Source organism: Micromonospora sp. CV4 (assembly GCF_003667455.1).
Lineage (GTDB): Bacteria > Actinomycetota > Actinomycetes > Mycobacteriales > Micromonosporaceae > Micromonospora.
Genome location: NZ_RCVI01000318.1, coordinates 12,906 through 34,582 on the forward strand (window position 1 = coordinate 12,906; position 21,677 = coordinate 34,582).

General features: G+C 71.6%; 16 protein-coding genes and 1 pseudogene. 6 read left to right on the forward strand and 11 right to left on the reverse strand.

The window, feature by feature from the left end:
* The first annotated feature begins 41 nt into the window (after nt 1-41).
* Nucleotides 42-722: a GntR family transcriptional regulator gene (locus EAD98_RS22605; RefSeq protein WP_147457468.1), complete on the forward strand. Its 681-nt coding sequence runs from the start codon at nt 42-44 to the stop codon at nt 720-722.
* On the opposite strand, the gene EAD98_RS22610 is transcribed toward EAD98_RS22605, so the two are convergent.
* From EAD98_RS22610 to nhaA, 7 genes and pseudogenes are all read right to left on the reverse strand, one after another.
* Nucleotides 719-2,509, reverse strand: coding sequence for a gamma-glutamyltransferase family protein (locus tag EAD98_RS22610; RefSeq protein ID WP_121656024.1), 1,791 nt, complete (start codon nt 2,507-2,509; stop codon nt 719-721). The genes EAD98_RS22605 and EAD98_RS22610 overlap by 4 nt on opposite strands.
* The gene (locus EAD98_RS22615) at nt 2,506-3,507 is read right to left on the reverse strand and encodes an ABC transporter ATP-binding protein (RefSeq protein WP_121656025.1); all 1,002 of its coding nucleotides are present in this window, start codon (nt 3,505-3,507) and stop codon (nt 2,506-2,508) included. Before EAD98_RS22615 ends, EAD98_RS22610 begins: the two co-directional genes overlap by 4 nt.
* On the reverse strand, nt 3,504-4,553 hold the full coding sequence (locus tag EAD98_RS22620) for an ABC transporter ATP-binding protein (RefSeq protein WP_121656026.1): 1,050 nt from the start codon (nt 4,551-4,553) through the stop codon (nt 3,504-3,506). Before EAD98_RS22620 ends, EAD98_RS22615 begins: the two co-directional genes overlap by 4 nt.
* On the reverse strand, nt 4,550-5,437 hold the full coding sequence (locus EAD98_RS22625) for an ABC transporter permease (RefSeq protein WP_121656027.1): 888 nt from the start codon (nt 5,435-5,437) through the stop codon (nt 4,550-4,552). The genes EAD98_RS22620 and EAD98_RS22625 overlap by 4 nt, the downstream gene beginning before the upstream one ends.
* On the reverse strand, nt 5,434-6,390 hold the full coding sequence (locus EAD98_RS22630) for an ABC transporter permease (RefSeq protein ID WP_121656028.1): 957 nt from the start codon (nt 6,388-6,390) through the stop codon (nt 5,434-5,436). Before EAD98_RS22630 ends, EAD98_RS22625 begins: the two co-directional genes overlap by 4 nt.
* A gap of 6 nt (nt 6,391-6,396) precedes the next feature.
* On the reverse strand, nt 6,397-8,073 hold the full coding sequence (locus tag EAD98_RS22635; protein ID WP_121656029.1) for an ABC transporter substrate-binding protein: 1,677 nt from the start codon (nt 8,071-8,073) through the stop codon (nt 6,397-6,399).
* Nucleotides 8,074-8,447: 374 nt separating this feature from the next.
* Nucleotides 8,448-10,334: pseudogene (nhaA, locus tag EAD98_RS22640) on the reverse strand (Na+/H+ antiporter NhaA); the annotation flags it as partial.
* 91 nt (nt 10,335-10,425) lie between these two features.
* Between nhaA and EAD98_RS22645 the strand changes: the two are divergent.
* Nucleotides 10,426-11,262: an aldo/keto reductase gene (locus EAD98_RS22645; RefSeq protein WP_121656031.1), complete on the forward strand. Its 837-nt coding sequence runs from the start codon at nt 10,426-10,428 to the stop codon at nt 11,260-11,262.
* A gap of 164 nt (nt 11,263-11,426) precedes the next feature.
* Nucleotides 11,427-12,476 carry an SEC-C domain-containing protein gene (locus EAD98_RS22650; RefSeq protein WP_121656032.1) on the forward strand — a complete coding sequence of 350 codons (1,050 nt, stop codon included), beginning with the start codon at nt 11,427-11,429 and terminating at the stop codon, nt 12,474-12,476.
* Nucleotides 12,477-12,530: 54 nt separating this feature from the next.
* Here the strand turns inward: EAD98_RS22650 and EAD98_RS22655 are convergent, their stop codons facing one another.
* Complete coding sequence (locus EAD98_RS22655; protein WP_121656033.1) at nt 12,531-13,193, reverse strand: HAD family hydrolase; 663 nt, start codon at nt 13,191-13,193, stop codon at nt 12,531-12,533.
* Between the two features lie 131 nt (nt 13,194-13,324).
* Between EAD98_RS22655 and EAD98_RS22660 the strand changes: the two genes are divergently transcribed.
* The gene (locus EAD98_RS22660; protein ID WP_121656034.1) at nt 13,325-13,819 is read left to right on the forward strand and encodes a DUF2231 domain-containing protein; all 495 of its coding nucleotides are present in this window, start codon (nt 13,325-13,327) and stop codon (nt 13,817-13,819) included.
* Between the two features lie 20 nt (nt 13,820-13,839).
* Here EAD98_RS22660 and EAD98_RS22665 read toward each other — a convergent pair whose 3' ends face one another.
* The 3 genes from EAD98_RS22665 to EAD98_RS22675 all read right to left on the reverse strand — a co-directional run bounded on the left by EAD98_RS22665 (nt 13,840) and on the right by EAD98_RS22675 (nt 18,503).
* Nucleotides 13,840-14,280, reverse strand: a complete 441-nt coding sequence (locus tag EAD98_RS22665; protein ID WP_121656035.1) for a DUF1801 domain-containing protein — start codon at nt 14,278-14,280, stop codon at nt 13,840-13,842.
* Between the two features lie 45 nt (nt 14,281-14,325).
* Nucleotides 14,326-14,991, reverse strand: a complete 666-nt coding sequence (locus tag EAD98_RS22670) for a DUF998 domain-containing protein (RefSeq protein WP_158609832.1) — start codon at nt 14,989-14,991, stop codon at nt 14,326-14,328.
* 149 nt (nt 14,992-15,140) lie between these two features.
* Nucleotides 15,141-18,503, reverse strand: coding sequence for a S8 family serine peptidase (locus tag EAD98_RS22675; protein WP_121656037.1), 3,363 nt, complete (start codon nt 18,501-18,503; stop codon nt 15,141-15,143).
* Nucleotides 18,504-18,743: 240 nt separating this feature from the next.
* Between EAD98_RS22675 and EAD98_RS22680 the strand changes: the two genes are divergently transcribed.
* On the forward strand, nt 18,744-20,624 hold the full coding sequence (locus tag EAD98_RS22680) for a Xaa-Pro dipeptidyl-peptidase (RefSeq protein ID WP_233583925.1): 1,881 nt from the start codon (nt 18,744-18,746) through the stop codon (nt 20,622-20,624).
* A gap of 155 nt (nt 20,625-20,779) precedes the next feature.
* On the forward strand, nt 20,780-21,226 hold the full coding sequence (locus EAD98_RS22685) for a histone (RefSeq protein WP_121656039.1): 447 nt from the start codon (nt 20,780-20,782) through the stop codon (nt 21,224-21,226).
* Nucleotides 21,227-21,677 lie beyond the last annotated feature (451 nt).

Below are 21,677 nucleotides of genomic sequence, written 5' to 3' on the forward strand. Positions count from 1 at the left end.
TATACACTTTGCCCCGGACGATTCACGGAGAGGCGATCCAGTTGGCTGAAGATCTGCGGGACAAGCTCGGCGCTCAACACCTGCCGCTACGCGACCAGGTCCTCGCCGCCCTGCGGACCGCCATCATCGACGGCGACTACCTGCCCGGCGAGCGGCTGACCGAGGACCGGCTCGCCGAAGACTTCGGTGTCTCCCGCAACCCGGTCCGCGAGGCGCTCCGCGTCGCGGAGGCGGAGGGCTTCGTCGTGATCCTCCCTCGCCGCGGTGCGGTCGTCGCCTCCCCCAGCAGCGGCACCATCTCGGACATGTTCGTCGTCCGCGAACGCCTGGAGGCGCTGGCCGCCCGGCTGGCGGCCGAGCGGGCGACCACGGCGGACGTGGCCGCCCTGCGCGTGCTGCTCGAGCAGGGCCGCGAGGCGACGGAGCGCCAGGACCTGCGCCGGGTCGCCGAGCTGAACAGCGCCCTGCACCTGCGGATCCTCCAGATCAGCGGCAACCCCTGGCTGTCGTCGATCGCCAAGGCGCTGTACCTCCATGTCCAGTGGGTCTTCCGGCTGGGGGCCGCCGAACGCGCACCGCACTCGTGGGCCGAGCACATCCAGCTGGTCGATGCCATCGAGTCAGGCGACGGCGACCGCGCCGAGCGGGCCGCCCTCGCCCATCTCGACGCGGCATCCGCGGCCGCCTACGAGAACGCCGAGGGCGGCTACGGCGCCCGCTAACGCCCGCACGCGTAGCCCTGCATGCCCCGCGGGTTCGCGCCGGCGGCGAGCACGCCCGTGGCCGGGTCGCGGCTCACCGCACAGAGGCGACCGAGGCTCCACGCGTCGGAGAGCCGCACCTCGTGCCCGTACGCCCGCAGCGCGGCCAGCACGTCCTCGTCGAACCGGTCCTCCACCACCAGGACACCGGGCTCCATCGTGCGCGGGTAGAACGACCCCGGCAGGCTGAGGGTGTGCCATGCGGGCGCGTCGATGGCCTCCTGAAGGGACTGGCCGCCGGCGAGGTGGCGGAGCAGGAACGGCAACTGCCACTGGTCCTGCTGGTCACCGCCGGGTGTGCCACACGCCAGCACCGGCTCCCCGTCACGGTGCACCATCGTCGGGCTCAACGTCGTACGCGGTCGCCGACCCGGAGCGAGCGACGAGGCGAGCCCCTCCTCCAGCCAGAACATCTGCAGCCGACTGCCCAGCGGGAAGCCGAGGTCCGGAATGGTCGGCGAACTCTGCAACCAGCCGCCACTCGGGGTAGCGGAGATCATGTTGCCCCAGCGGTCGACCACGTCCACGTGGCAGGTGTCGCCCCGGGTCACCCCGTCCGACTGCACCGTCGGCTCCCCCGTCGTCGGGTCCGTGGGGTCGGCGCGACGGACGGCGTCGGGTCGAACGTGGGCCGGCAGGTGCGGTTCCGCCCCGTCGGGACGCCCCGGCCGCAGCTCCGCGGACGCTCGGGCCCCGATCAGGGCTGCCCGCTCCCGCGCGTACTCCCGGGAGAGCAGCGCCTTGGCGGGCACGTCGGCGCTGTCGCCGTACCAGGCCTCCCGGTCGGCGAAGGCGAGCTTGAGCGCCTCGACCTGAGCGTGGATGCCAGCCGCGGTCGACGAGTCGTAAGCGCCGACGTCGTCGAGCGCGTCGAGGACGGACAGCGACTCCAGCAGCACCGGGCCCTGACCCCAGAAACCGGTCTTCGCCACCGAGTAGCCGTTCCAGTCGAGGGTGACCGGTTCCTCCCACGTCGCCGAGTAGGCGGCCAGGTCGGCGCCGGTGACGAGCCCGGCGTGGGGGCTCCCGCTGGAGTCCTGGAACGGCTCCCGGCTGAACCGGTCGATCGCCTCGGCGACGAAACCCGTACTCCAGGCCCGCCGCGCGGCCTCGATCTGCGCCTCCCGGTCGCCGCCGGCCGACTGCCCGGCCTGAACCAGTCTCTCCAGGGTGCGCGCGTAGGCCGGGTTGGCGAACAGCTCCCCCGCCGCCGGGGGCCGGCCGTCGCGCAGCCAGAGCTGGGCGGAGGTAGGCCAGTGCTCCTCGAACAGCGACCGGACGGCGGCCACGGTGTCCCCGACCCGAGCCAACAGCGGGTGGCCCGCCGCGGCGTAGCCGATCGCCGGCTCCAGCACGTCGTCGAGGGAGAGCGTGCCGTGATCGCGCAGCAGGAGGAGCCAGGCGTCCACGGCGCCGGGCACGGCCGCCGCGAGCGGGCCGGATCCGGGAATGAGGTCCATCCCGAGGGACCGGAAGTGCGCGATGGTGGCCCCGGCCGGCGCCGGCCCCTGCCCGCACAGCACCTTCGGCGCCGGGTCCTGGACGGTCGCCACGATCGCCGGCACCTCGCCGCCCGGCCCGTTGAGGTGTGGCTCGACGACGTGCAGGACGAACCCGGCGGTGACCGCGGCGTCGAAGGCGTTCCCACCGCGTTCGAGGATCCCCATGGCCGCCTGACTGGCGAGCCAGTGCGTCGAGGACACCATGCCGAAGGTTCCCTGCAGTGTCGGTCTGGTGGTGAACGTCATGACAACACCTCACTCGTTTCTGCGGCCCGGACGTCGGGCCCGCTGCCGTCCGGCTGGACCAGGTGGCACGCGGCCATGCCGTCGCCGATGCCCACCTGTGCCGGCACCTCCGTCGCGCACCGGTCGAACGCGAGCGGGCACCGGGTGCGGAACCGGCAGCCGGACGGCGGGTCCAGCGCGGACGGGAGGTCGTCGCCGAGCAGCACCAGCTGACGCTCCCGTTGACGGACCGGGTCGGCCACCGGGGCCGCGGACAGCAGCGCCTGCGTGTACGGGTGGGCGGGCCGGGCGAAGATCCGCTCGCGCGAGCCCTTCTCGACGAGCTGGCCCAGGTACATGACGGCGATGTCGTCCGCCAGGTACTCGACGGCGGACAGGTCGTGGGTGATGAAGAGGCAGGCGAACCCGATGTCGCGTTGCAGGTCGGCGAGGAGGTTGAGCACCGACGCCTGCACCGACACGTCGAGCGCGCTCGTCGGTTCGTCCGCGATGAGCAACCGTGGCTCGGAGATCAGGGCCCGCGCGATGCTGACCCGCTGGCGTTGCCCGCCGGAGAGCTCATGGGGATAGCGGCGCGCCACCTCGGCGCGCAGACCCACCCGTTCGAGCTCCGTGGCGACCCGGGCCTCCCGGTCGCGCCGCGGGATCCGCTTCCCGGCCAGCCGCAACGGCTCGGCCACGACCTCGCCCACCAGCATGCGGGGGTCCAGTGAGGCGGCCGGGTCCTGGAAGACGATCGACACCGCACCGCGGTGTGGGCGTAGCTGTCGCCGGGACAGGTGCGTGACGTCCGTCCCGGCGATCCGGACCACACCCGCGGTCGGCTCCACGAGCCGCACCACGCATCGGCCGACCGTCGATTTTCCGGAGCCGCTCTCCCCCACCAGGGCCGTGACCCGGCCCCTCGGAATCGTGAGGGACACCCCGTCCACGGCGCGGACCGGGCCGAAGTGCATCACCAGGTCCTCGATCACCAGGGCGTCCGGCTGGGCCGTCATCGGTGCGCCTCCTCAACGTCGGATCGGGGCGACGGGCACGGGTGCCAGCATGCCGCGAGGTGGTCGGTGCTGCCGGCGGCCACCACCTCCAGGGGCGGCGCGGACTCGCGGCACCGCGCGTCCGCGGCCGGGCACCGGTCGGCGAAGGTGCACGCGTCCGGCTGGACCGACAGGACGGGCACCAGACCGGGTATCTCCTGGAGACGGTCGGTGCCCGCGTGCCTGCCGGGCGTCGGTGACGCCGACAGGAGCCCGGCCGTGTACCGGTGGTACGGGTGCGCGAACAGGTCGGTGACCGCTGCCCGCTCCACCACCCGCCCGGCGTACATGACGACGACGCGGTCCGCGATGTCGGCGATCACGCCGAGGTCGTGCGTGATGACGAGGATGCTCGTGCCGAGCCGGTCGCGCAGGTCCCGGAGCACCTGGAGGATGCCGGCCTGGACCGTGACGTCCAGCGCGGTGGTCGGTTCGTCGGCCACCAGCACCTTGGGGCCGCAGGCCACCGCCATCGCGATCATCACGCGCTGGCGCATGCCGCCGGAGAGCTGGTGCGGATAGTTGTCGACGCGTTTCGCGGCGGACGGGATCCCGACGAGCGTCAACAGTTCGACGGCGCGTGCCCGGGCGGCCCGCCGGGACATCCGTTCGTGGACCTGGAGCACCTCCCCGATCTGACGCCCGACGGTGAGCACGGGATTGAGCGACGTCATTGGCTCCTGGAAGATGTAGGCGATCTCCTTGCCGCGTACGCGGCGAAGCGCCGCCTCGCGGGTGCCGACGAGCTCGGTGCCGTTCAGCCGCACCGATCCGGAGATCCGGGCGCTGCCGGGGAGCAGGCCCGCGATGCTCATGGCGGTGACGCTCTTTCCGCACCCCGACTCACCCACCATCCCGACGATCTCTCCGGGTGCGAGGTCCAGACTGACCCCGTCGACCGCCGAGACGTTCCCGGTCTCGGTGGGGAATGAGACCGAGAGGTCGCGTACCGCCAGGACGGGTGTGGCGACCGTCGCGGCGGCTCCCGCCCGTTCGGCCGTGGTCATCGCCGGTCTCCCTTCGGGTCGAGGGCGTCCCGGAGCGCGTCGCCGAAGACGTTGAACGCGAGCGCCAGCCCCATGATCACGACTCCGGGCAGGACCGCCGCCCACGGGGCTCGGGCGGCGAACTGCTGGGCCGTGGCCAGCATGGTGCCGAGGCTGGGGGACGGAGGTTGGATGCCGAGGCCGAGGAACGAGAGCACCGCCTCGCCCAGGATCGCGGCCGGGATCGCGACCGTCGCCTGCACCAGGATCACCGATGTCGCGTTCGGCAGGATGTGCCGGGCGAGCACCCACAGGTCGCTCGCGCCGTCCACGACCGCGGCGGCGACGAAGTCCAGCGACTTGAGCCGGAGCGTGTCCGAGCGGACCACCCGGATCACCCCGGGGATCTGGGCGATGCCGATGGCCACGGCGGCGTTGCCGAGGCTGGCGCCCCGGATGGCCGCCAGCCCGACCGCCATGATCAGAAACGGGAACGCCAGGAGCAGGTCGGTGAACCGTGAGATCACGGCGTCCCAGGCCCGGAAGTAGCCGGCGGCGAGACCGAGCGGGACACCGATGACCAGGGAGGTGGCCACGGCCAGCAGTCCCACCTGGAGCGACGCCCGCGCCCCGAGCATGATCCGGGACAGCACGTCCCGGCCGAGGTCGTCGGTGCCGAGCAGGTGGCCGGGGGTGCCGGGAGGTGCGAACGTACGGGCGAAATCGGTCTGGTCGACGGAGTAGGGCGCGATCCAGGGCGAGAGCAGCGCGATGACGGCGGCGAGCGCCAGCACGACGAAGCTCACGACGGCGAGCGGGTTGCGTCGCAGCCGCCGCAGAACGCGCGTCCGTCGGGTGATGCTGGCGGCACCGGTCTCCGCCATGGGAACGGTGAGGACGGTCATGCCGGATCTCCCGTCACCCGGATGCGTGGATCGATGACCGAGTAGAGCAGGTCGACGAGGAAGTTGATCACGATGTACGCCGTCGCGGTGAGCAGCACGACGGCCTGGATCACCGGGTAGTCCCGCTGGAACACCGCGTCGATGGTCATCTTGCCGAAGCCCGGCAGCCCGAAGATCTGCTCGGTGACGACGGCACCCGAGATCAGGCCCCCGAGCTGGAGGCCCACGACGGTCACCACCACGATCAGGCTGTTCCGCAGGGCGTGCTGGGTGATGACGGCTCGCGGCCGCAGGCCCTTCGCCTTCGCCGTCCGTACGTAGTCCGAGGAGAGCGAGTCCAGCATCGCCGACCGGGTCTGCCGCATGATGATGGCGGCGAGGCCGGTCCCGAGGATCACCGCCGGCAGGACGATGTGGTGCAGGTTGTCCACCGGATCCTCCAGAATCGGCACGAAGCCGGAGGCGGGAAACAACCCGGTCGCCACGGACAGGTACAGGATCGCGAGCAGCCCGAGCCAGAAGTGCGGCACCGACAGGCCGATCAGGGCCATGCCGTTGGCCACCCACTCCGCCGGGCGCCCGCGGCGGACCGCCGCGAGCACCCCGGCGCCGACACCGAGCGCCGTGGCGAGCAGGATCGCCAGGACGGAGAGTTCAACGGTCACCGGCAGGGCGGTCGTGAGCATCGACGAGACCGGCGTACCGGTGCGGATCGACACCCCGAAGTCGCCCTGCACCATGCGTTCCACGTACTGCGCGAACTGCACTGGCAGCGGCTGGTCCAGCCCGTAGTGCCGACGGATGGCTTCGAGGGCCTCCGGCGACCGGTCCTCCCCGGCCAGCGCGAGGGCCGGATCACCGGGGAGCGCCCGTACGCCGAAGAACACCACGATCGTCGACAACAGCAGGGTCAGCGCCGACTGCCAGGCGCGGGTGAGGAGATATCGGGCCACGGCGACCTACTTGGTGAATCCGGCGAAGGCCGCGCGGATCACGCCGTCCGGGAAGACCTGCAGGCCCTGGATCTGCTTGCTGACGGCCGTGAGGTTGCGCTGCCGGTAGAGGTAGATCAGCGCGTCGTCCTGCTGGAGCAGCGTGACCACCTGCCCGTACAGCTTCTTGCGCTCCTCGGTGTCACCGGACTGCCGGGCCTGGGTCAGCAGGGCGTCGAGCTGCGGGTTGCTGTAGCCGGCTACGTTCTGGCTCGCGGTGGTGCCGACGAAGTTCGTGATGTTGGCGTCCGGGTCGATCCGCCCGCTCCAGCCGAGCTGCAGCAGCTCGAAGTTGCCGCGGTCCTGCTCGTCGAGGAGCGAGGAGTACTCCACCGGGTTGATCTTCAGATCGAACCCGCCGTCCTTGAGCATGGACTGGAGCGCCTGCGCGAGCCGCAGCGTGTCGGGCGTGTTCGACGCGAGGAGCGTGACGGTGTACGGGGTCTGCACACCCGCCTCGGCGAGGAGCTGCTTGGCCTTGGCGGGGTCGTGCGCCGGGCAGGCCTGCGCCTCGGGCGACGAGAACGGGCTGGCGGGAGAGATGGGTGAGCAGGCGGCGGTGTGGATGCCGTTGAAGACCGCGTCGACCAGGGCCTTGCGGTCGATCGCGTGCTCGAATGCCTGCCGGACCTTGGCGTTCTGGGCGAGAGGGCGGTTGATCGGCTTGGGCGGGGTGCGGACCCCGTCGACGTTGCCGATGTTGATGGTGAGGCCCTGGTAGCCGAGGGACTGCGACTGCAGGACGGAGACCGAGGAGTCCTGCCGCAGGGAGGCGACGTCCTGGGTGGAGACGCTGTCGGCGACCTGGGCGTCACCGGAGCGCAGGTTGGCCGCGCGGATGCTGGCGTCGCTGAGGATGCGCCACGAGATGCCGTCGAGGTGGACCTTGTCGGCCTCGTAGTAGTTCGGGTCCTTCACGACGTCGATGGAGTTCTGCGGCACCCGCTTGGCGAACTTGAACGGGCCGACGCAGACCGGCGCCGAGGCGAAGTCGTCGCCGAGGCCCTGCAACGCCTTGGTGCTCATGATCATGCCGGCGCGGTCGGCGAGCGCGCCGAGCAGGGGCGCGAACGGCTGCTTGAGCCGGAGGACGACGGTCTGCGCGTCGGGGGTGTCGACGCCGTCGATGGGACCGAGTTCGCTCTTGCGGGCCGAGCGGGCGTGGGTCAGGTGTCGCTGGACGGTGGCCTTGACCGCGGCGGAGTCGAACGGCGTCCCGTCCGCGAAGCGGACGCCCTGGCGCAGCGGGATGGTGACCGTCTCGCCGTCGCTGCTCGTGGTGGGCAGGGCGGTCGCCAGCTGGGGTACGACCTGCGCCTGCTCGTTCACGTCGTAGAGCTTCTGGCACATGGCCTGGAAGACGTAGCGGGAGTAGAGGCTGCGCGACAGTGTCGGGTCCAGCGCGTCGGGTTCCGCCGAGAGGGCGATGACCAGCTTGCCGCCCTGCTTGACGGCAGCGGGGTCGGCCGGCGTACCAAAGGAATCCTGGCCTGCCGACTGGTTGTCGCCGGACTGGTTGTCACCCCCGCCGTCCGACACCGGTGAGCAGGCAACGACCGCGCAGGCAACAGCGACCGCCGCCACCGCGGCCCGGAGTGAACGGCGCCGGGGCAGGCTCGTTTCGCTGAGGGAGAGGTTCGTCATGGGGAGCTCCTCGAGTGGGCGATTCGGGGAGCGTATGTTGTATACGATGACCCGCGCAAGACCTCCTTTCCTGCCTCTCGACGGGGTTCACGGCTGGCGGGGTCGGTCGTGCAGAGCGGCCCGCGGCGCCGGCCCGACGACACGCCGGACGACGGCCGGGAGTCCCGGCCAGCTCGCCAACGGGCGATACCTCAGAGGCATATTTATGCCTGTGAGGTATCGCGCCCACGACACCGACCGGCCGGACGCGGTGGGAAGCGGTCCTGGGCGTCGCCGTCACCGTGACCGACGGGCGAGACCGCACGCGCAGGCCAGGGCATCTGCTCGCGGTGTGCACGAGCGGCGGGTCACCGCCCTGGAGCGCGGCGGTGGTACTCGGGGCGAAGCTTCGCGCTCGCGAACGCCGACTTCACCGCCGCCGAGAGCGCGGCGATGTCGTACGCGCCGTGGTGACGAAGGCCGTTGATGAAGAAGGTCGGGGTGCCGGTGACGCCGCTGAGGTCGGCCGAGTCGACGTCCTCGGCGACCCGGTCGACACCCTTGAACTTGACCATGTGCTCCCGGAACCGGTCGAGGTCCAGGCCGATCTGTTCGGCGTAGCCGAGCACATCTTCGGGATTGAGAGCGTCCTGGTGCACGAGCAGCAGGTCGTGCATCTCCCAGAACCGGCCCTGCTCGCTCGCCGCCTCGGCCGCCTCGGCGGCGAGTTGGGCATGCGGGTGGACGTCGGTCAGCGGCAGGTGCCGCCAGACGTACCGGACGTTGGCGAAGTCGGCCAGCAGCTCCCGGACCACCGGCTCGGCCTGCCCGCAGTAGGGGCACTCGAAGTCGCCGTACTCCACCACCGTCACCGGCGCCTCGCGCGGCCCCCGCACGTGGTCGCGCTCCGGATCGACCGGCAGCATCAGGTCGACGATGCCCTCGGCGACGCCGAGCAGCGCGCGGGCGTGCCGCGCCGGCGAGAGCCGGGCCGCAGAGCGGAACACCAGCCAGGTGATGACGGACGCGCCGATCGTCGCGACCAGGATGCCGAGCTTCGCCTCTTCCAGGGCCTCGCCGCTCAGCGCATGGGTGGCGATCAGGAGGGCGACGGTGAACCCGACGCCGGAGACCGTGCCGACGCCGGCCACGGCGAGCCAGCCCACCGGCGGCCGGAGCCGGTTGCGTGTCAGTCGCTGCACCAACCACGAGGTGGCCGCGATCCCGGCCGGCTTGCCGACCAGGTACGCCGCCACGACGCCGAGCGTGACCGGCGAGGCCACAGCCCTGGCCAGGAGATCGCCGTCGATCACGATCCCGACGTTCGCCAGCGCGAAGAGCGGTACGACCACGTAGCTCGCCCACGGGTGGTAGAGGGTCTGCAACCGCTCGTTCGGCGACAACGCCGAGGCGAGCCCCGCCCGGGCCGAACGGGCGAGCTGCGGGGTGGGCTGTTCCCGGAAGAGGCGGAACTGGTCGCTCGCCCGCTGGAGTTCGCTGCGGCCGGGGGCGTAGGCGAAGGACAGCAACCCCATCACCAGGCCCACCACGACCGGGTCGACACCGGACTCCGAGACCGCGACCCAGGCCGCCACCCCCAGCAGCCCGTATACCGGCCCGAACCGCACGCCAGAGGCCCGGACGAGCAGCACGACGCCGAAGATCGCCGCAGCGGCGAGCAGCGCCGTCGGCGAGGGATGTTCCGGATAGGCGATCGCCAGCACCGCGATCGCGACCAGGTCGTCGATGACGGAGACCGTCAGCAGGAAACTCCGCAACCGATTCGAGAAGCGCGGCCCGAAGACGGCCAGCGCACCGAGCGCGAGGGCCGTGTCCGTGGCCATCACCGCGCCCCAGCCGCCCGCGCTGGTCTGCCCGGCGTTGATCGCCAGGTAGATCGCGACCGGGAGGAGCATGCCGCCGAGCCCGGCCAGCAGCGGCAGCGCCAGCCGACGCCGCTCCCGCAGCTCACCGATATCGAACTCGCGGCGCAGCTCCAGCCCGGCGACCAGGAAGAAGAACGTCATGAGGCCGCTGTTGATCCAGTAACGCAGATCGTGCGACACGGGCCAGTCGCCGAGCTGGACGGAGAGGGACGTGCTCCAGAGCGACTCGTACGACGACTCGTGCAGGTTGGCCCACAGGAGCCCCACCACCGCAGCGACCAGCACCACCCGTGCGCCGCCGGTCTCGGTGCGCAGGAACGAGCGCAGCGGAGCGTTGAGCCGACCGGCCCAGGCGGTCCGGGCGGACCATCCCCGCTGCGGGTCGGCGCTCGTCACGGGGACAATCCTTGTCGACCTGATCGCCACGTGGATCGGATTCGCGCACAAGCGGTAGGGTCCGATCACGGTCGACGAAAGGCAGTTCACCATGGCGATCCCCCACCTGACGGCCGCGGACGGCACCACGTTGCCGGCGATCGGGCTCGGGACGTACCGACTGAACGGCTCGGCGGGCGTCGACGCGATCGGCGAGGCGATCCGGGCGGGTTACCGGTTGATCGACTCGGCGGTGAACTACGAGAACGAGGGCGCGGTGGGCCGGGCCGCCCGTTCGGCGGGCGACGTACGGGACGAGCTGGTCGTCACCTCGAAGCTGCCGGGCCGGCACCACCACTACGACGAGGCGCTGACCACCATCGAGGAGAGCGTGTTCCGCACCGGCCTCGACCGGATCGACCTGTATTTGATCCACTGGCCGAACCCGAAGGTCGACCTCTACGTGCAGGCGTGGCGGGCGCTGATCGAGGCCCGTGAACGCGGGCTGGTCCGGCACATCGGGCTGTCGAACTTCCTGCCCGAGCACATCGACCGGCTGGTGGCCGAGACCGGGGTCGCTCCGGTGGTCAACCAGATCGAGGTGCATCCGTACTTCCCGCAGCAGGAAGCGATCGACTACCACCGGGCGCACGGGATCCTCGTGCAGGGCTGGAGCCCGCTGGGCCGGGGCAACGACGTCCAGCAGCACCCCGTCGTCGTGGAGATCGCGGCCACCCATGGCATCAGCCCGGCGCAGACCATCCTCGCCTGGCACGTGACCCGCCAGGTGATCCCGCTGCCCAAGGCCGCCTCCCCCGAGCGGCAACTGGAGAACCTGGACGTCTTCGCTGTCAAGCTCACCGACGGCGAGGTCGAGGCCATCACCGCTCTGGGCCGTCCGGACGGTCGGCTCGCGGACCAGGACCCGGCGGTGTACGAGGAGTTCTGACCGGAGCCGTACGCCGAGACCGGCGTTGGCCGGTCGACACGGAGCGTGACGGCCGCGCGGGCCGGACCACGGCGATGACCATCATCTTCGCCGGGAGCGGCGTGAGAGCGGCGTTACAGCGGATCTGCCGGCACACCGGGAGCAGCCCGACGTAGCGTGAGATCGTGCCGACGACAGACGTACTCACCAAGGCTGACCTCGCCGAATTCCGCCGCTCGGCGCTCGGGACGGCCAATCCGCTCGGTGTCGCGGCCGAGATCGCCGACGCGGTCGAGCAGGACCGGCTGGAAGATCCGAACGACGCCGGGGACGCGCTGACGCTGGCCGCCGAGATCGCCGAGATCCGGGGACGATCGGATGCCGCGCTCCGGTACGCGGACCGCGCCCTGGCGGCGTACCCGTCGGAGGACGACCCCCGGGCCGGGTTCGCCCGAGCGTTGCGGGCCCGGACCCTGTTCCAGGCCGTCGGACGGGAGGACGAGGCGATGGCGGAGCTGACCGCGCTCCGCCCGCTCCTGCTCGTCCAGCCCGACGCCCCCGCCTACGTGAGCGCGGCGCTGGACTCCGGTGGTCGTTCGGCGATCGCCGAGAAGTGGTTGAGCGAGGCGGTCGACACCCTGCTCGGCGAGCGCGCCACCGCCGCCGGAACACCGGCGCAGGCCAGCACCGCCGTCGAGCCCGCGGTCGAGGTCGGCCCGCCGGAATCGCCCGGTGTCCTCTTCTTCCTGCTGCAACAGCGGCACCGGGTACGCCGGGACCTCAACCTGCCGCACGACCGGCACGACGATCTGGCGGACCGGCTGGAGACCCAGCTCGTCCGTCGGGCCGCGCAGCGGGAGGGCGCTCAGCAGGACCTGCTCTTCTGGCCCCGCGCCGAGTTCGACCGCCTGCTGGCCGCACACCCGGATCTGACCGAGGCGTACGGGTCGAACTGGGACGCGCACCGGGCCCGGCTGGAGAAGGAGCTGACCCGGCTGGCGAACGCGGGCGGGACCGGTCTGGGTGTGCTCAGCGCGACGGTGGCCGGACTGGACTCCCATGCCAGCCGAGGCAACGGCGACCCGACCGACCCCCGGATCCGGGCCGGCTACGCGGGCGAGCTCGCGGCTCGACCGAGCGCCCGAATCCCCTGGCCACCGGAGCGCAACGACCTTTGCTGGTGCGGTTCCGGCCTGAAGTACAAGAAGGACTGCCTGCCCCGCTCCCGTAGCTGAGGGCCGATTCCAGGGCGCCCGAGCCGTCGAGGCCTCCTCGGGCGGTCGTGCCGCCTATCGGAGGACCTCGGTCAGCTCGGACAGGTCGGCGATCTCGTACGCGATCGGGGCATCGCGCGGCGCGGTCTGCCGCCGGTGGTTCACCCACACGGCCCGGATGCCCGCAGCGTGCGCCCCACCCACGTCGGCGGTGAGCGAGTCACCGACGTGCAGCACCTCGTGCGCCTCCAGCCCGAGGGCGGCGAGCGCCCGACCGAACATGGCCCGGTCCGGCTTGTACGCGCCGGTGCCCTCGCTGGTCACCACGGCCGCGAAGGCCAGGCCGTGGTGGGCCGTCGCCGCACACAGGTCCTCGGTGTCCACGTCGGAGACGAGGCAGATCGGCACCGTGACACGGGACAGGAACTCGCGGGTGCCGGGCCGCAGCGGTGGCGAGCGCCAGTACCTGAACTGTGCCGCGCACAGGGTGCCCGGGTCACCCGTGCACCGGACGTCGGCCATCACCGAGGCCAGACTCGTCATCGCGCTGTCCCGCAACGAGCGGAACCGCGGCCCGGACGCGACCGCCTCGAACTCCGCTCCCCACGCTACGGCGACCTCGCGGCCGGAGACCGGCACCGACGCCCGGGCGGCCACCTGGTCGGCGATCTCGGCCATCAGTGCGTCGTCGTCCTCGACCACCGTGCCGTAGAAGTCGAGCAGCAGTCCCTTGACCACCGTCGCACCCTACCCATCGCCGCCGGCCGGCCGGGCACTCGCCGACCGGGGGCTGACACACCCCGCCGGTACCGATAGCGTCCTTCCCCGAACGATCAATGCCCCGCCCGCCATCGTCGGAGGAGACGCCAGTGTTCGAGGAGTTCATGGGCATCCCCGCCCACCCTCTCGTGCTGCACGCCGCGGTCGTGTTCGTGCCGCTGCTGGCCCTCCTGACCGTGGCCTACGCGCTCGTCGCACCCGTCCGCCCGCACACCCGCTGGGTGCTGGGGCTGCTCGCCGTGGGCGCGCCGCTCGCCGCGCTGTTCGCGAAACTCTCCGGCGACGCCTTCTTCGACCGCATGCGGTCGGCCAACCGGATCACCCCCGAGTTCGTGCCGACGATCGAGGCCCACCAGCAGTTCGGCGACATCACGCTCTGGGCCACCATCGGGCTGGCGATCGTGGCGCTGGCGCTGGTCCGGTTCGTGCCGCCCCGCGCCGCCGAGGCGAGCGCGACCGGCGGCAACGGCCGGGTGCTGACCCTGTCGTTGCAGGTGCTGTCGCTGGTGGCCGCGGGCGTCGCCCTGTACTACGTGATCCGCACCGGCGACTCCGGCGCGAAGGCGGTCTGGACGGGTCAGTGACCTGACCGGGCGGGGCCGGGTCAGCGTTGGCTGGCCCGGTCGACGCCCCGATGCGCCCGCGTGCTGCGGTCGATCAGCTCGCGCAGCGCGCTCTCGTCGACGGTGTCGAGCCGCTTCAGGTAGAGGCAGCCCTTTCCGGTGCGGTGCGGGCCGAGCCGTTCGAGGATCCCGGCGTACCGGTCCTCGAAACCACCCAGCAGGTACACGACGAGATGCTGCTTGCGCGGCGAGAAGCCCACCAGTGGCGCGTCGCCCGTACGCCCGCTGTCGTAGGTGTAGTGGTAGCTGCCGAAGCCGACGATGCTCGGCCCCCACAGCACCGCCGGCTCGCCGGTCACCTCGCTCATGATCGCGCGGAGCCGCCCCGCGTCGGCCCGCCTACGCTCATCGGGAACCGCGGCCAGGAATTCGTCGACGCTGACCTCGGTCGGGACCGTCACCGGCTCTTTCGATGTCGCCATGACGGGATGCTCTCACGCCCGTACGACGAGGAGCCGCCACGCCGGTCAGGCCAAATCCTGGCGCGCTCGCCAGGAAAGGGCGACGAGCCAACCCGAGATGATCACCGCTCCGACGGCGAAGCGGATGCTCGCGCTCCCCTCACTCCACGGCAGGGCCGTGAGCACGAACGCGAGGACCGCGCCGGCGGCGCTGTAGACCGCCCAGCCCCGCCGCCCCTGGCCGGCGAACCGCCGGGCGAACAGCAGACCGGCCGCGATCAGCGACAGGAACGCCGCGGCGCCGCAGACGGTGTGCAGGATGCTGCCCGTGCTGGCCGTCGCCGGAAGTCCCGCCGGGGCGCCCGGCGGCCAGCCGAGCGCGGGGTCGGGCACGAAGATGCCGCCACCGACCATCGCCACCCCGTAGACGCCGACCAGCACCGGCCCCGCCGTGCCGGCCCGGCCCGGACGCAGTGCGCGCCACAGGCCCACCGCGAAGGCGAGGGCGAGCAGGCCGGTGCCCACGAACGCGACGAACTGCAACCAGCCGAGGTCACCGAGGGTGAGCGCGCTCAACGCGTGGCGGCGCAGGTCGAACCCGGATCTGGTGAACGCCTGCCCGAACGACAGGACTGGGAAGAGCAGGCCGGCGATCATGCCGCAGCTCAGGAGGAGTCGGGTGCGGCGTTGGACGGACACGGCCCGCTCGGGGGCGGTCGTCAAGGACGTCATGTGGGTGCCTCTCGTGTCGGCGTCACGTTTCACCGTCACGACGAACGAGACCCGGCCGGATCGACACCGCCGGCACATTAACCGCCGGTCGGTCGAGGATGCCGGTGCGGCCCGGTTGGAGGGCCGGGCCGCACCAGCTCCGGTGACGATCAGCCGGCGTTGTACGCCCGGATGATGGTCTGGTCGATACCACTACCGCCGTTCGCGGCGGCCTTCACCCGCAGCGAGACGGGCTTCCCGGCGGCGGCCTTCGGCAGCTCGGCCCGGTAGCCGTCACCGCCGCGGCTGACCCGGGCGGCCTTCCAGGTGGCACCATCGTCGGTCGACGTCCAGACCTGGAACGCGGTCACCTTCTGCGGCTTGACGCCGTGCGCCTGACGAACCGCGAACTCCGCCGTTCCTCCGGTGGCGTGGTTGGCGGTGTCCATCGGCAGGGCGTAGTCGACCGCGAGCAGCGGCAGCGGCACGCTTCCGGTTCCGTCCGGCCCGGCGGACCGGAACGTCCACGAGGTGGTGACCCTGGTCGAGATCGGCAGAATCAGGCTCGTTTCGACGTCGAGGGTCACCCGGTAGTCCGCCGCCTGTTGCGGGACGGTGAAGTCGGCGAGCGGGCGGTCCCGCTCCTCGACCAGCTTGCCGTTGCGGTAGAGCGACAGCTTGCGGTTCACCCCGATCGAGCTGCCCTGGAGGCAGTCGGCCCGCTGGTGCTGGTCCACGAGGGACGCCAGGTCGATGTGCAGGTTGCCCCGGGTCCGCGACGGTGGGGTGGCGCAGCTCCAGTCGGCGCCGGCCGGGTCGTCGTACCAGCCGGAGTGCAGCGGCTGCCGCGCCCAGATCTTGCTCTGACGACTGCCCGGCCGGTAGCTGCGGGGCGCCTCCTGGGCGGACAGGCCGCCGTAGACGCCCTCGTCCATCCAGAGGATGCCGGGCGTGACGTAGTCGGTCCGGTACGGCGGCAGGTTGCCCTCGTGGGTCTGGGTCACGCCCACCCCGTCCGGCGTGAGCCCGGTGCGGATCAGCTGGGTGACCATCCCCGGCGAGTCCATCTGGTGGAAACGCTCGTCGATCCGGGCCAGCTTCGACTGTTCCGCAGCGGTCACCCGGTACGCGGGATCGGCCGGCACGCCGTTCGCGTACTCGTGAACCAGGTTGTAGCGGTACGGGTCGGCCGTGCCGGCCGGCGAGTCCAGGTTCACGGCCGCCCAGGTGCGCCGCGATCCGATGCCGGGCTTCGGCAGTGCGGAGGTGCGGACGGCCGTCGCTGCCCCGTACCCGCTGATCTGGTTCCACCAGGACAGCCCGTTCGGCGCGGTCTGGAGGCTGGTGAGGTCGACCCGGGTGGGGTTGGCGGCGACACCGTCGACCGTCGCCGTCACCGGCTTGGCGCGCGCCGGGTCGAGCGTCACGCTCCGGGCGGCGTTCACGTTCAGGTCGGTCTCACCGACGAGCGTCGTCTCCAGCACATCCTTGTCGACGTAGTAGGCGTCGGAGGAGGCGAGGATCGCGTACCGGCCGGCCGGCACCCGCGTGGTGAAGGTGTCTCCGGGCGCGCCGCCGAGGCCACCGTAGTAGATCACCGGGTCGGTGAGGTTGGTGACCAGAATGTTGGTCCAGCTCTCCGCGCCCTCCTTCAGGCCGGGCAGTGGCTTCGTGTGGATCGTCAGGTCATAGCTGGGCGGCTCGACGTAGAAGCTCACCGGAGTGGTCGAGACCAGCTTGCGGCCGGCGGTGCGGGCGGTGACGGTGGCCAGGTAGAAGCCGGGCCGGTTCGCCAGCGCCGCGCGGTTGATTCGGAGGGTCGCCCCGGCGGTGGCGCCCCGCTTGAGCGTCACCCGGCTCGTCGAGAGCGACGCCGTGCCCCGCGGCACCGACGCACCGCCGTGGTCGATCACCGTGACGTCGAGGTCGAGGAAGGCCGTCGCCGAGGTCGACGCACCGGTCCAGCTCAGCTTCGCCTCGCTGGTCCCGGACTGCGGGTACGCGAACGTGCCGAGGTTGACCACCGGCTGGTTGCTGACCGGGCCGCCGAGGGCCCGGGCCGCGTTGAGCCGACCGGCCCCGACGGCGTACGCGTCGACGCCGGTCAGCGGGTCGGCGGCACCGACGAGCGCGGCCTTGAGCTGCTCACCGGTCCAGCCCGGGTGTCGCTGGGCGAGCAGCGCTGCACCGCCCGCCACGTGCGGGCTGGCCATCGAGGTGCCGGAGATGCCCTCGTAGTACCTGTCGATCGGGTCCTGAAGGTCGGTGCCGGCGGCCCGGGCGGCGACGATGTCGACGCCGGGCGCGACCAGCTCCGGCTTGGCCACGTTGCTGGTGACCAGCGGTCCACGGCTGGAGAAGTCGGCGAGCTTGTCGTCGCGGTCGACGGCGCCGACGGTCAGCGCGCTGGCCGCGGACCCGGGCGAGGAGATGGCCCCGCCGCTGTTGCCGGCGGCGATGACGAAGAGCGCGCCGGTCTGCTCGCTCAGGCCGTCGACGGCGAGCGAGAGCGGATCGTTGCCGTCGTCCGGGTCGCTGCCGCCGAGGCTCATGTTGATGACATCGGCCCGGCTGGCAGCCCACTCCATGCCGGCGATGATCCCCGAGTCCGCACCGGAGCCGTGATCGTCGAGTACCTTGCCGATCACCAGCTGGGCGTCCGGCGCCACGCCGCGACGCTGGCCCCCGGCGGCAGCGCCGGTGCCGGCGATGGTCGACGCGACGTGCGTACCGTGACCGTTGTGGTCGACGGCGTCGCCGCCCTCGGCCGTGAAGTCGGCCCGGTCAGCGACCCGGCCGACCAGGTCCGGGTGGGTGAAGTCGGCGCCGGTGTCGAGCACCGCGACCCGGACCCCCTTGCCGGTGTACCCGGCCTTCCAGGCGTCCGGCGCGGCGATCTGACCCAGGTTGCGGTCCAGGTCACCGTGCTGCCCGTCGCCGTGTCCGCCGGTCAGCGCGGTGGCGCGGACCTTGCGGTCGAGCCAGACCTTCTTGGCCCCGGCGAGCAGCGAGTTCGTCGCCAGCTTCGCGGTGGCCGGGCTCTTCTTGGGTACGTGGCCAGCCACCGCGCCGATGCTCGGTAGCGACAGCACGTCGCCGAGGGCGGCCACCCGGGCGGACGCGTTGGCGGGCTGCACGATGACCGGCAGCTCCGAGGTGTTCTCGTCGTCGTATCCGTCCGCGATCAGCGCGGTGACGTCGAAGAGGTCGGGGTCGAGGACCGAGCCGATCTGGGACGCGACACGTGCGGGTACGACGTGCAGGTGGCCGTCGGGACCGCAGGTCTGCCGGATCACCGCGTTCGGGTCGGCCGGTCGCACCGTGGCCCGCGCGCATCCCGTTCCGGTGCTGCGTACGGTCACCACATCGCCGGTCAGCAAGGTGACGGTGTGCGTCTTACCGTCGGTCGAGCGGGCGGGTACGGCCGTCGGAGTGGCACCGCTGGGGCCGGCCGTGGCGGAACCACCCGGCACGGCGGTCAGTGCCGTGGCTGTGACGGCGACGGCCAGCAGCCACCGCGTTTTTCTGAGCATGATGCTCCTCGTCTTGTGTGGACGGACGCGCCCGTGGCGCGGCCTGGCCGCAAGATCATATGTGCGTATGTGTGATTTTCGTGGTCTCCGGCCGCGCTTTCGTCAGAGGCGGAACGACTCCCGATCCTTACTCGCAGGGATCGACGGAACGTCCGCCCGGGCCTAGCATGGGCCTGAATGGATCTTCGAGATCCAACTCGGCCGACCCCCGGCAACCAGCCCGACCGAAGGGAAACGCGCGTGCGTCGAACCCCCTTGGCACTACTCGGCGTCGGTGTGTCCGGCGCCCTGCTGTTGAGCGCAGCCCCGGCCGCGGCGGCAGCCCCGCCCGCGGCGCCCACACCGACCGGCATCGTGGTCAGCGACGGCATGACCCAACCGGTGTTCTCGCTCGCCGACGCGATCGAGGAACGCGTGTACGTCCAGACCCCGGTGGACACCGACCACGACGGCCGCCCCGACCGGGTGGCGATCGACATCTCCCGGCCCCGGGAGACGGCCACCCAGGGCTTCAAGGTGCCGGTCATCTTCGAGCACAGCCCGTACCGCAAGGGCACCTGGGGCGACGTGCCCTACCCGAGCGTGCTGGTCGACGACCTGCCGCAGAACGGCTTGTCCGACCGTTCCGGGCGTCGGGCGCTCGGCGCGGAGGCGCAGCGGGCGCAGGCGAAGGCCAACCTGCCCGGCTCGCTGGACGACTACTACGTACCGCGGGGGTACGCGGTGGTGCTCGGCCAGAGCGTCGGCACCGGCGACTCGGACGGCTGCCCGACCAGTGGCGACCAGGCCGAGACGCTCGGCACCAAGGCTGTCATCGACTGGCTGAACGGTCGGGCGAAGGGGTACGACGCCAACGGCGCCCCGATCACGGCCGGCTGGACCACCGGCGCGGTCGGCATGACCGGCGTCTCCTACAACGGGACGCTGCCCAACCAGGTTGCCACGACCGGCGTCCGGGGCCTCAAGACCATCGTGCCGGTCTCCGCGATCAGCAGTTGGTACGACTACTACCGCGCCAACGGTCTGGTCGTCGCCCCGGGGACGTACCAGGGCGAGGACACCGACATCCTGGCCCAGTACACCGCTGGGCAGGCGCGTGCCGAGGGGCAGTGCGCCGACGAGATCGCGAAGATCACCGAGGAGCAGGACCGGGTCACCGGCGACTACTCGACGTTCTGGAAGGACCGCGACTACCTCGACGCCCGGGACGTGGAGGCGAGCGTCTTCGTCGTGCACGGCCTCAACGACTGGAACGTCAAGACCGAGCACTTCGCCGGCTGGTGGGACGAGCTTGCCAAGCGCCACGTCCCGCGCAAGATCTGGCTGCACCAGGGCGGGCACGGCGGTCCGGGTAGCAGCGCGTCGGTGACCCTGCCGGACGGTCGGACATGGACGTACAAGCAGACGGAGAACCGCTGGTTCGACTTCTGGCTGTGGAACGTGCGCAACGGGATCATGGACGAGCCGACCGCCGTGCTTCAGCGCGAGGACCGGGCCTACACCACGTACGCCAACTGGCCCGACCCGGCAGCGCGTGAGGTCGGCTTGCGGTTCGCCGCCACCGGCGCCACCGCCCCGGGCACGCTCACCACGGGTAAGCCGCCGAAGGCCAAGGTGGAACAGGGCTTCGTCGACGAGGGCCGAACCATCCACCCGGACACCCTGGTGTCCAACCCGGACAGCGCCAGCCCGAACCGACTCGCCTACCGCTCCCCCGCGCTGACCCAGGACGTCCGCATCTCCGGACGCCCGGAGATGCGGCTGCGGATGGCGATTGACAACAAGCCGGACGCGAACCTCACCGCGTACCTGGTCGACTACGGCCCGGCCGGCTCGACCGCCGCGCCGACCGTGGTCACCCGGGGCTGGATGGACCCGCAGAACCGCAAGGGTCCGGCCCGCACCGAGCCGGTGAAGCAGGGCAAGCTGTACGACTACCGGTGGACCCTGGAGCCGAAGGACTACATCTTCCCGGCGGGCCACCGGATCGGGGTCGTCGTCTTCTCCAGCGACCAGGAGTACACCCTGCTGCCGCTGGGCGGCACCGAGCTGCGGGTCGCGCCGAACGACAGCGAGCTGCGGCTGCCGGTGGTCGGGGGACGTGCCGTACTCGGTTTCTGATCAGTTCTCTGCGAACAGGTGGGGCGGTCCGACGCGTCGGGCTGCCCCACCTGTGTTTGGCGTGCGAAGGCCCGGGAAGACCTCGCCGATCGGGCCCAGGCGACCCGCCACGCCCGTTGTCCGGCGGTGCCGGCGAGACCAGAGGAGGAGCGAGGATGGCCGCAGGCAGCAGGACCGTCCGGGCGCGCGGGACGACCGAGTCTCGCAAGGCCACCGGTGCGAAGAAGATGCCGCCGAGCCGGAAGGTGGCGGCGAAGAAGGTCGCCGCCGCCACGAAACGGGCCACCGGCGCGAGCGCGGCCAAGACGCCCGGGGGAAAGCCCACGCCGACCACTTCCCGCGTCGCGAGGAAGACGGACGTCTCCGCCACCACGGCCACGCCCACCCGCAGGCCGACGGCGAAGGCGGCCGCCGCCAAGAACGCTCCGCCGAAGAAGGCGCCCGCGAAGAAGGCGCCCGCCAAGAAGGCCACGGCCAAGAAGGCACCCGCGAAGAAGGCCGCGTCGGCCCGGGCCCGCACCACGTCAGCGACCACGGCGCCGGCCAAGAAGGCGACCACGATGGAGTCGTTCGGCAACCGGCGTACGCCCCGGAAGGCCTGATCTCACTCAGGCACGGTCGCTGCCGGGTACGGACGAACTCGTTCATCCGAGGCCCGGCGTAGCGGATCCCCACGCGGATGGGCCTTCTTGTCCGGTCCGTGGAAATGGGCCTTTCCGCACCCCGCCGCTGCTGATTGCTGCCGGCTGGCTCGCGGTGGGACCGGTCACGGGCGGCATCCGCACCCGAGAGCGGTATACCTCAGAGTCATATTTATGCCTCTGAGTCATCGGCCTCAACCCAGTGGCCTCGCCCGCCCGCCCGTTTTGCGCGTGTCTCACCGAGCACCGTCGGCTCGGCTCGGCCACTGAGAGGTGATCGACTCCGTATCGCCGACAACGGGGCATCCTGCGCCCGGGACACCACGACATCGCCGATACCGAGCCAATGGCCGGCCCCGCCGCCCACCCCACGCACCCTCGCGCACCCCCCCGGACCCTCACGGACCCCCAC

Excerpts from the sequence above, each read along its gene's own strand:
- EAD98_RS22610 (WP_121656024.1), bottom strand. The coding sequence starts at position 2,509 with ATGACGTTCACCACCAGACCGACACTGCAGGGAACCTTCGGCATGGTG.
- EAD98_RS22615 (WP_121656025.1), bottom strand. The coding sequence starts at position 3,507 with ATGACGGCCCAGCCGGACGCCCTGGTGATCGAGGACCTGGTGATGCAC.
- EAD98_RS22620 (WP_121656026.1), bottom strand. The coding sequence starts at position 4,553 with ATGACCACGGCCGAACGGGCGGGAGCCGCCGCGACGGTCGCCACACCC.
- EAD98_RS22625 (WP_121656027.1), bottom strand. The coding sequence starts at position 5,437 with ATGACCGTCCTCACCGTTCCCATGGCGGAGACCGGTGCCGCCAGCATC.
- EAD98_RS22635 (WP_121656029.1), bottom strand. The coding sequence starts at position 8,073 with ATGACGAACCTCTCCCTCAGCGAAACGAGCCTGCCCCGGCGCCGTTCA.
- EAD98_RS22645 (WP_121656031.1), top strand. The coding sequence starts at position 10,426 with ATGGCGATCCCCCACCTGACGGCCGCGGACGGCACCACGTTGCCGGCG.
- EAD98_RS22665 (WP_121656035.1), bottom strand. The coding sequence starts at position 14,280 with ATGGCGACATCGAAAGAGCCGGTGACGGTCCCGACCGAGGTCAGCGTC.
- EAD98_RS22670 (WP_158609832.1), bottom strand. The coding sequence starts at position 14,991 with ATGACGTCCTTGACGACCGCCCCCGAGCGGGCCGTGTCCGTCCAACGC.
- EAD98_RS22675 (WP_121656037.1), bottom strand. The coding sequence starts at position 18,503 with ATGCTCAGAAAAACGCGGTGGCTGCTGGCCGTCGCCGTCACAGCCACG.
- EAD98_RS22685 (WP_121656039.1), top strand. The coding sequence starts at position 20,780 with ATGGCCGCAGGCAGCAGGACCGTCCGGGCGCGCGGGACGACCGAGTCT.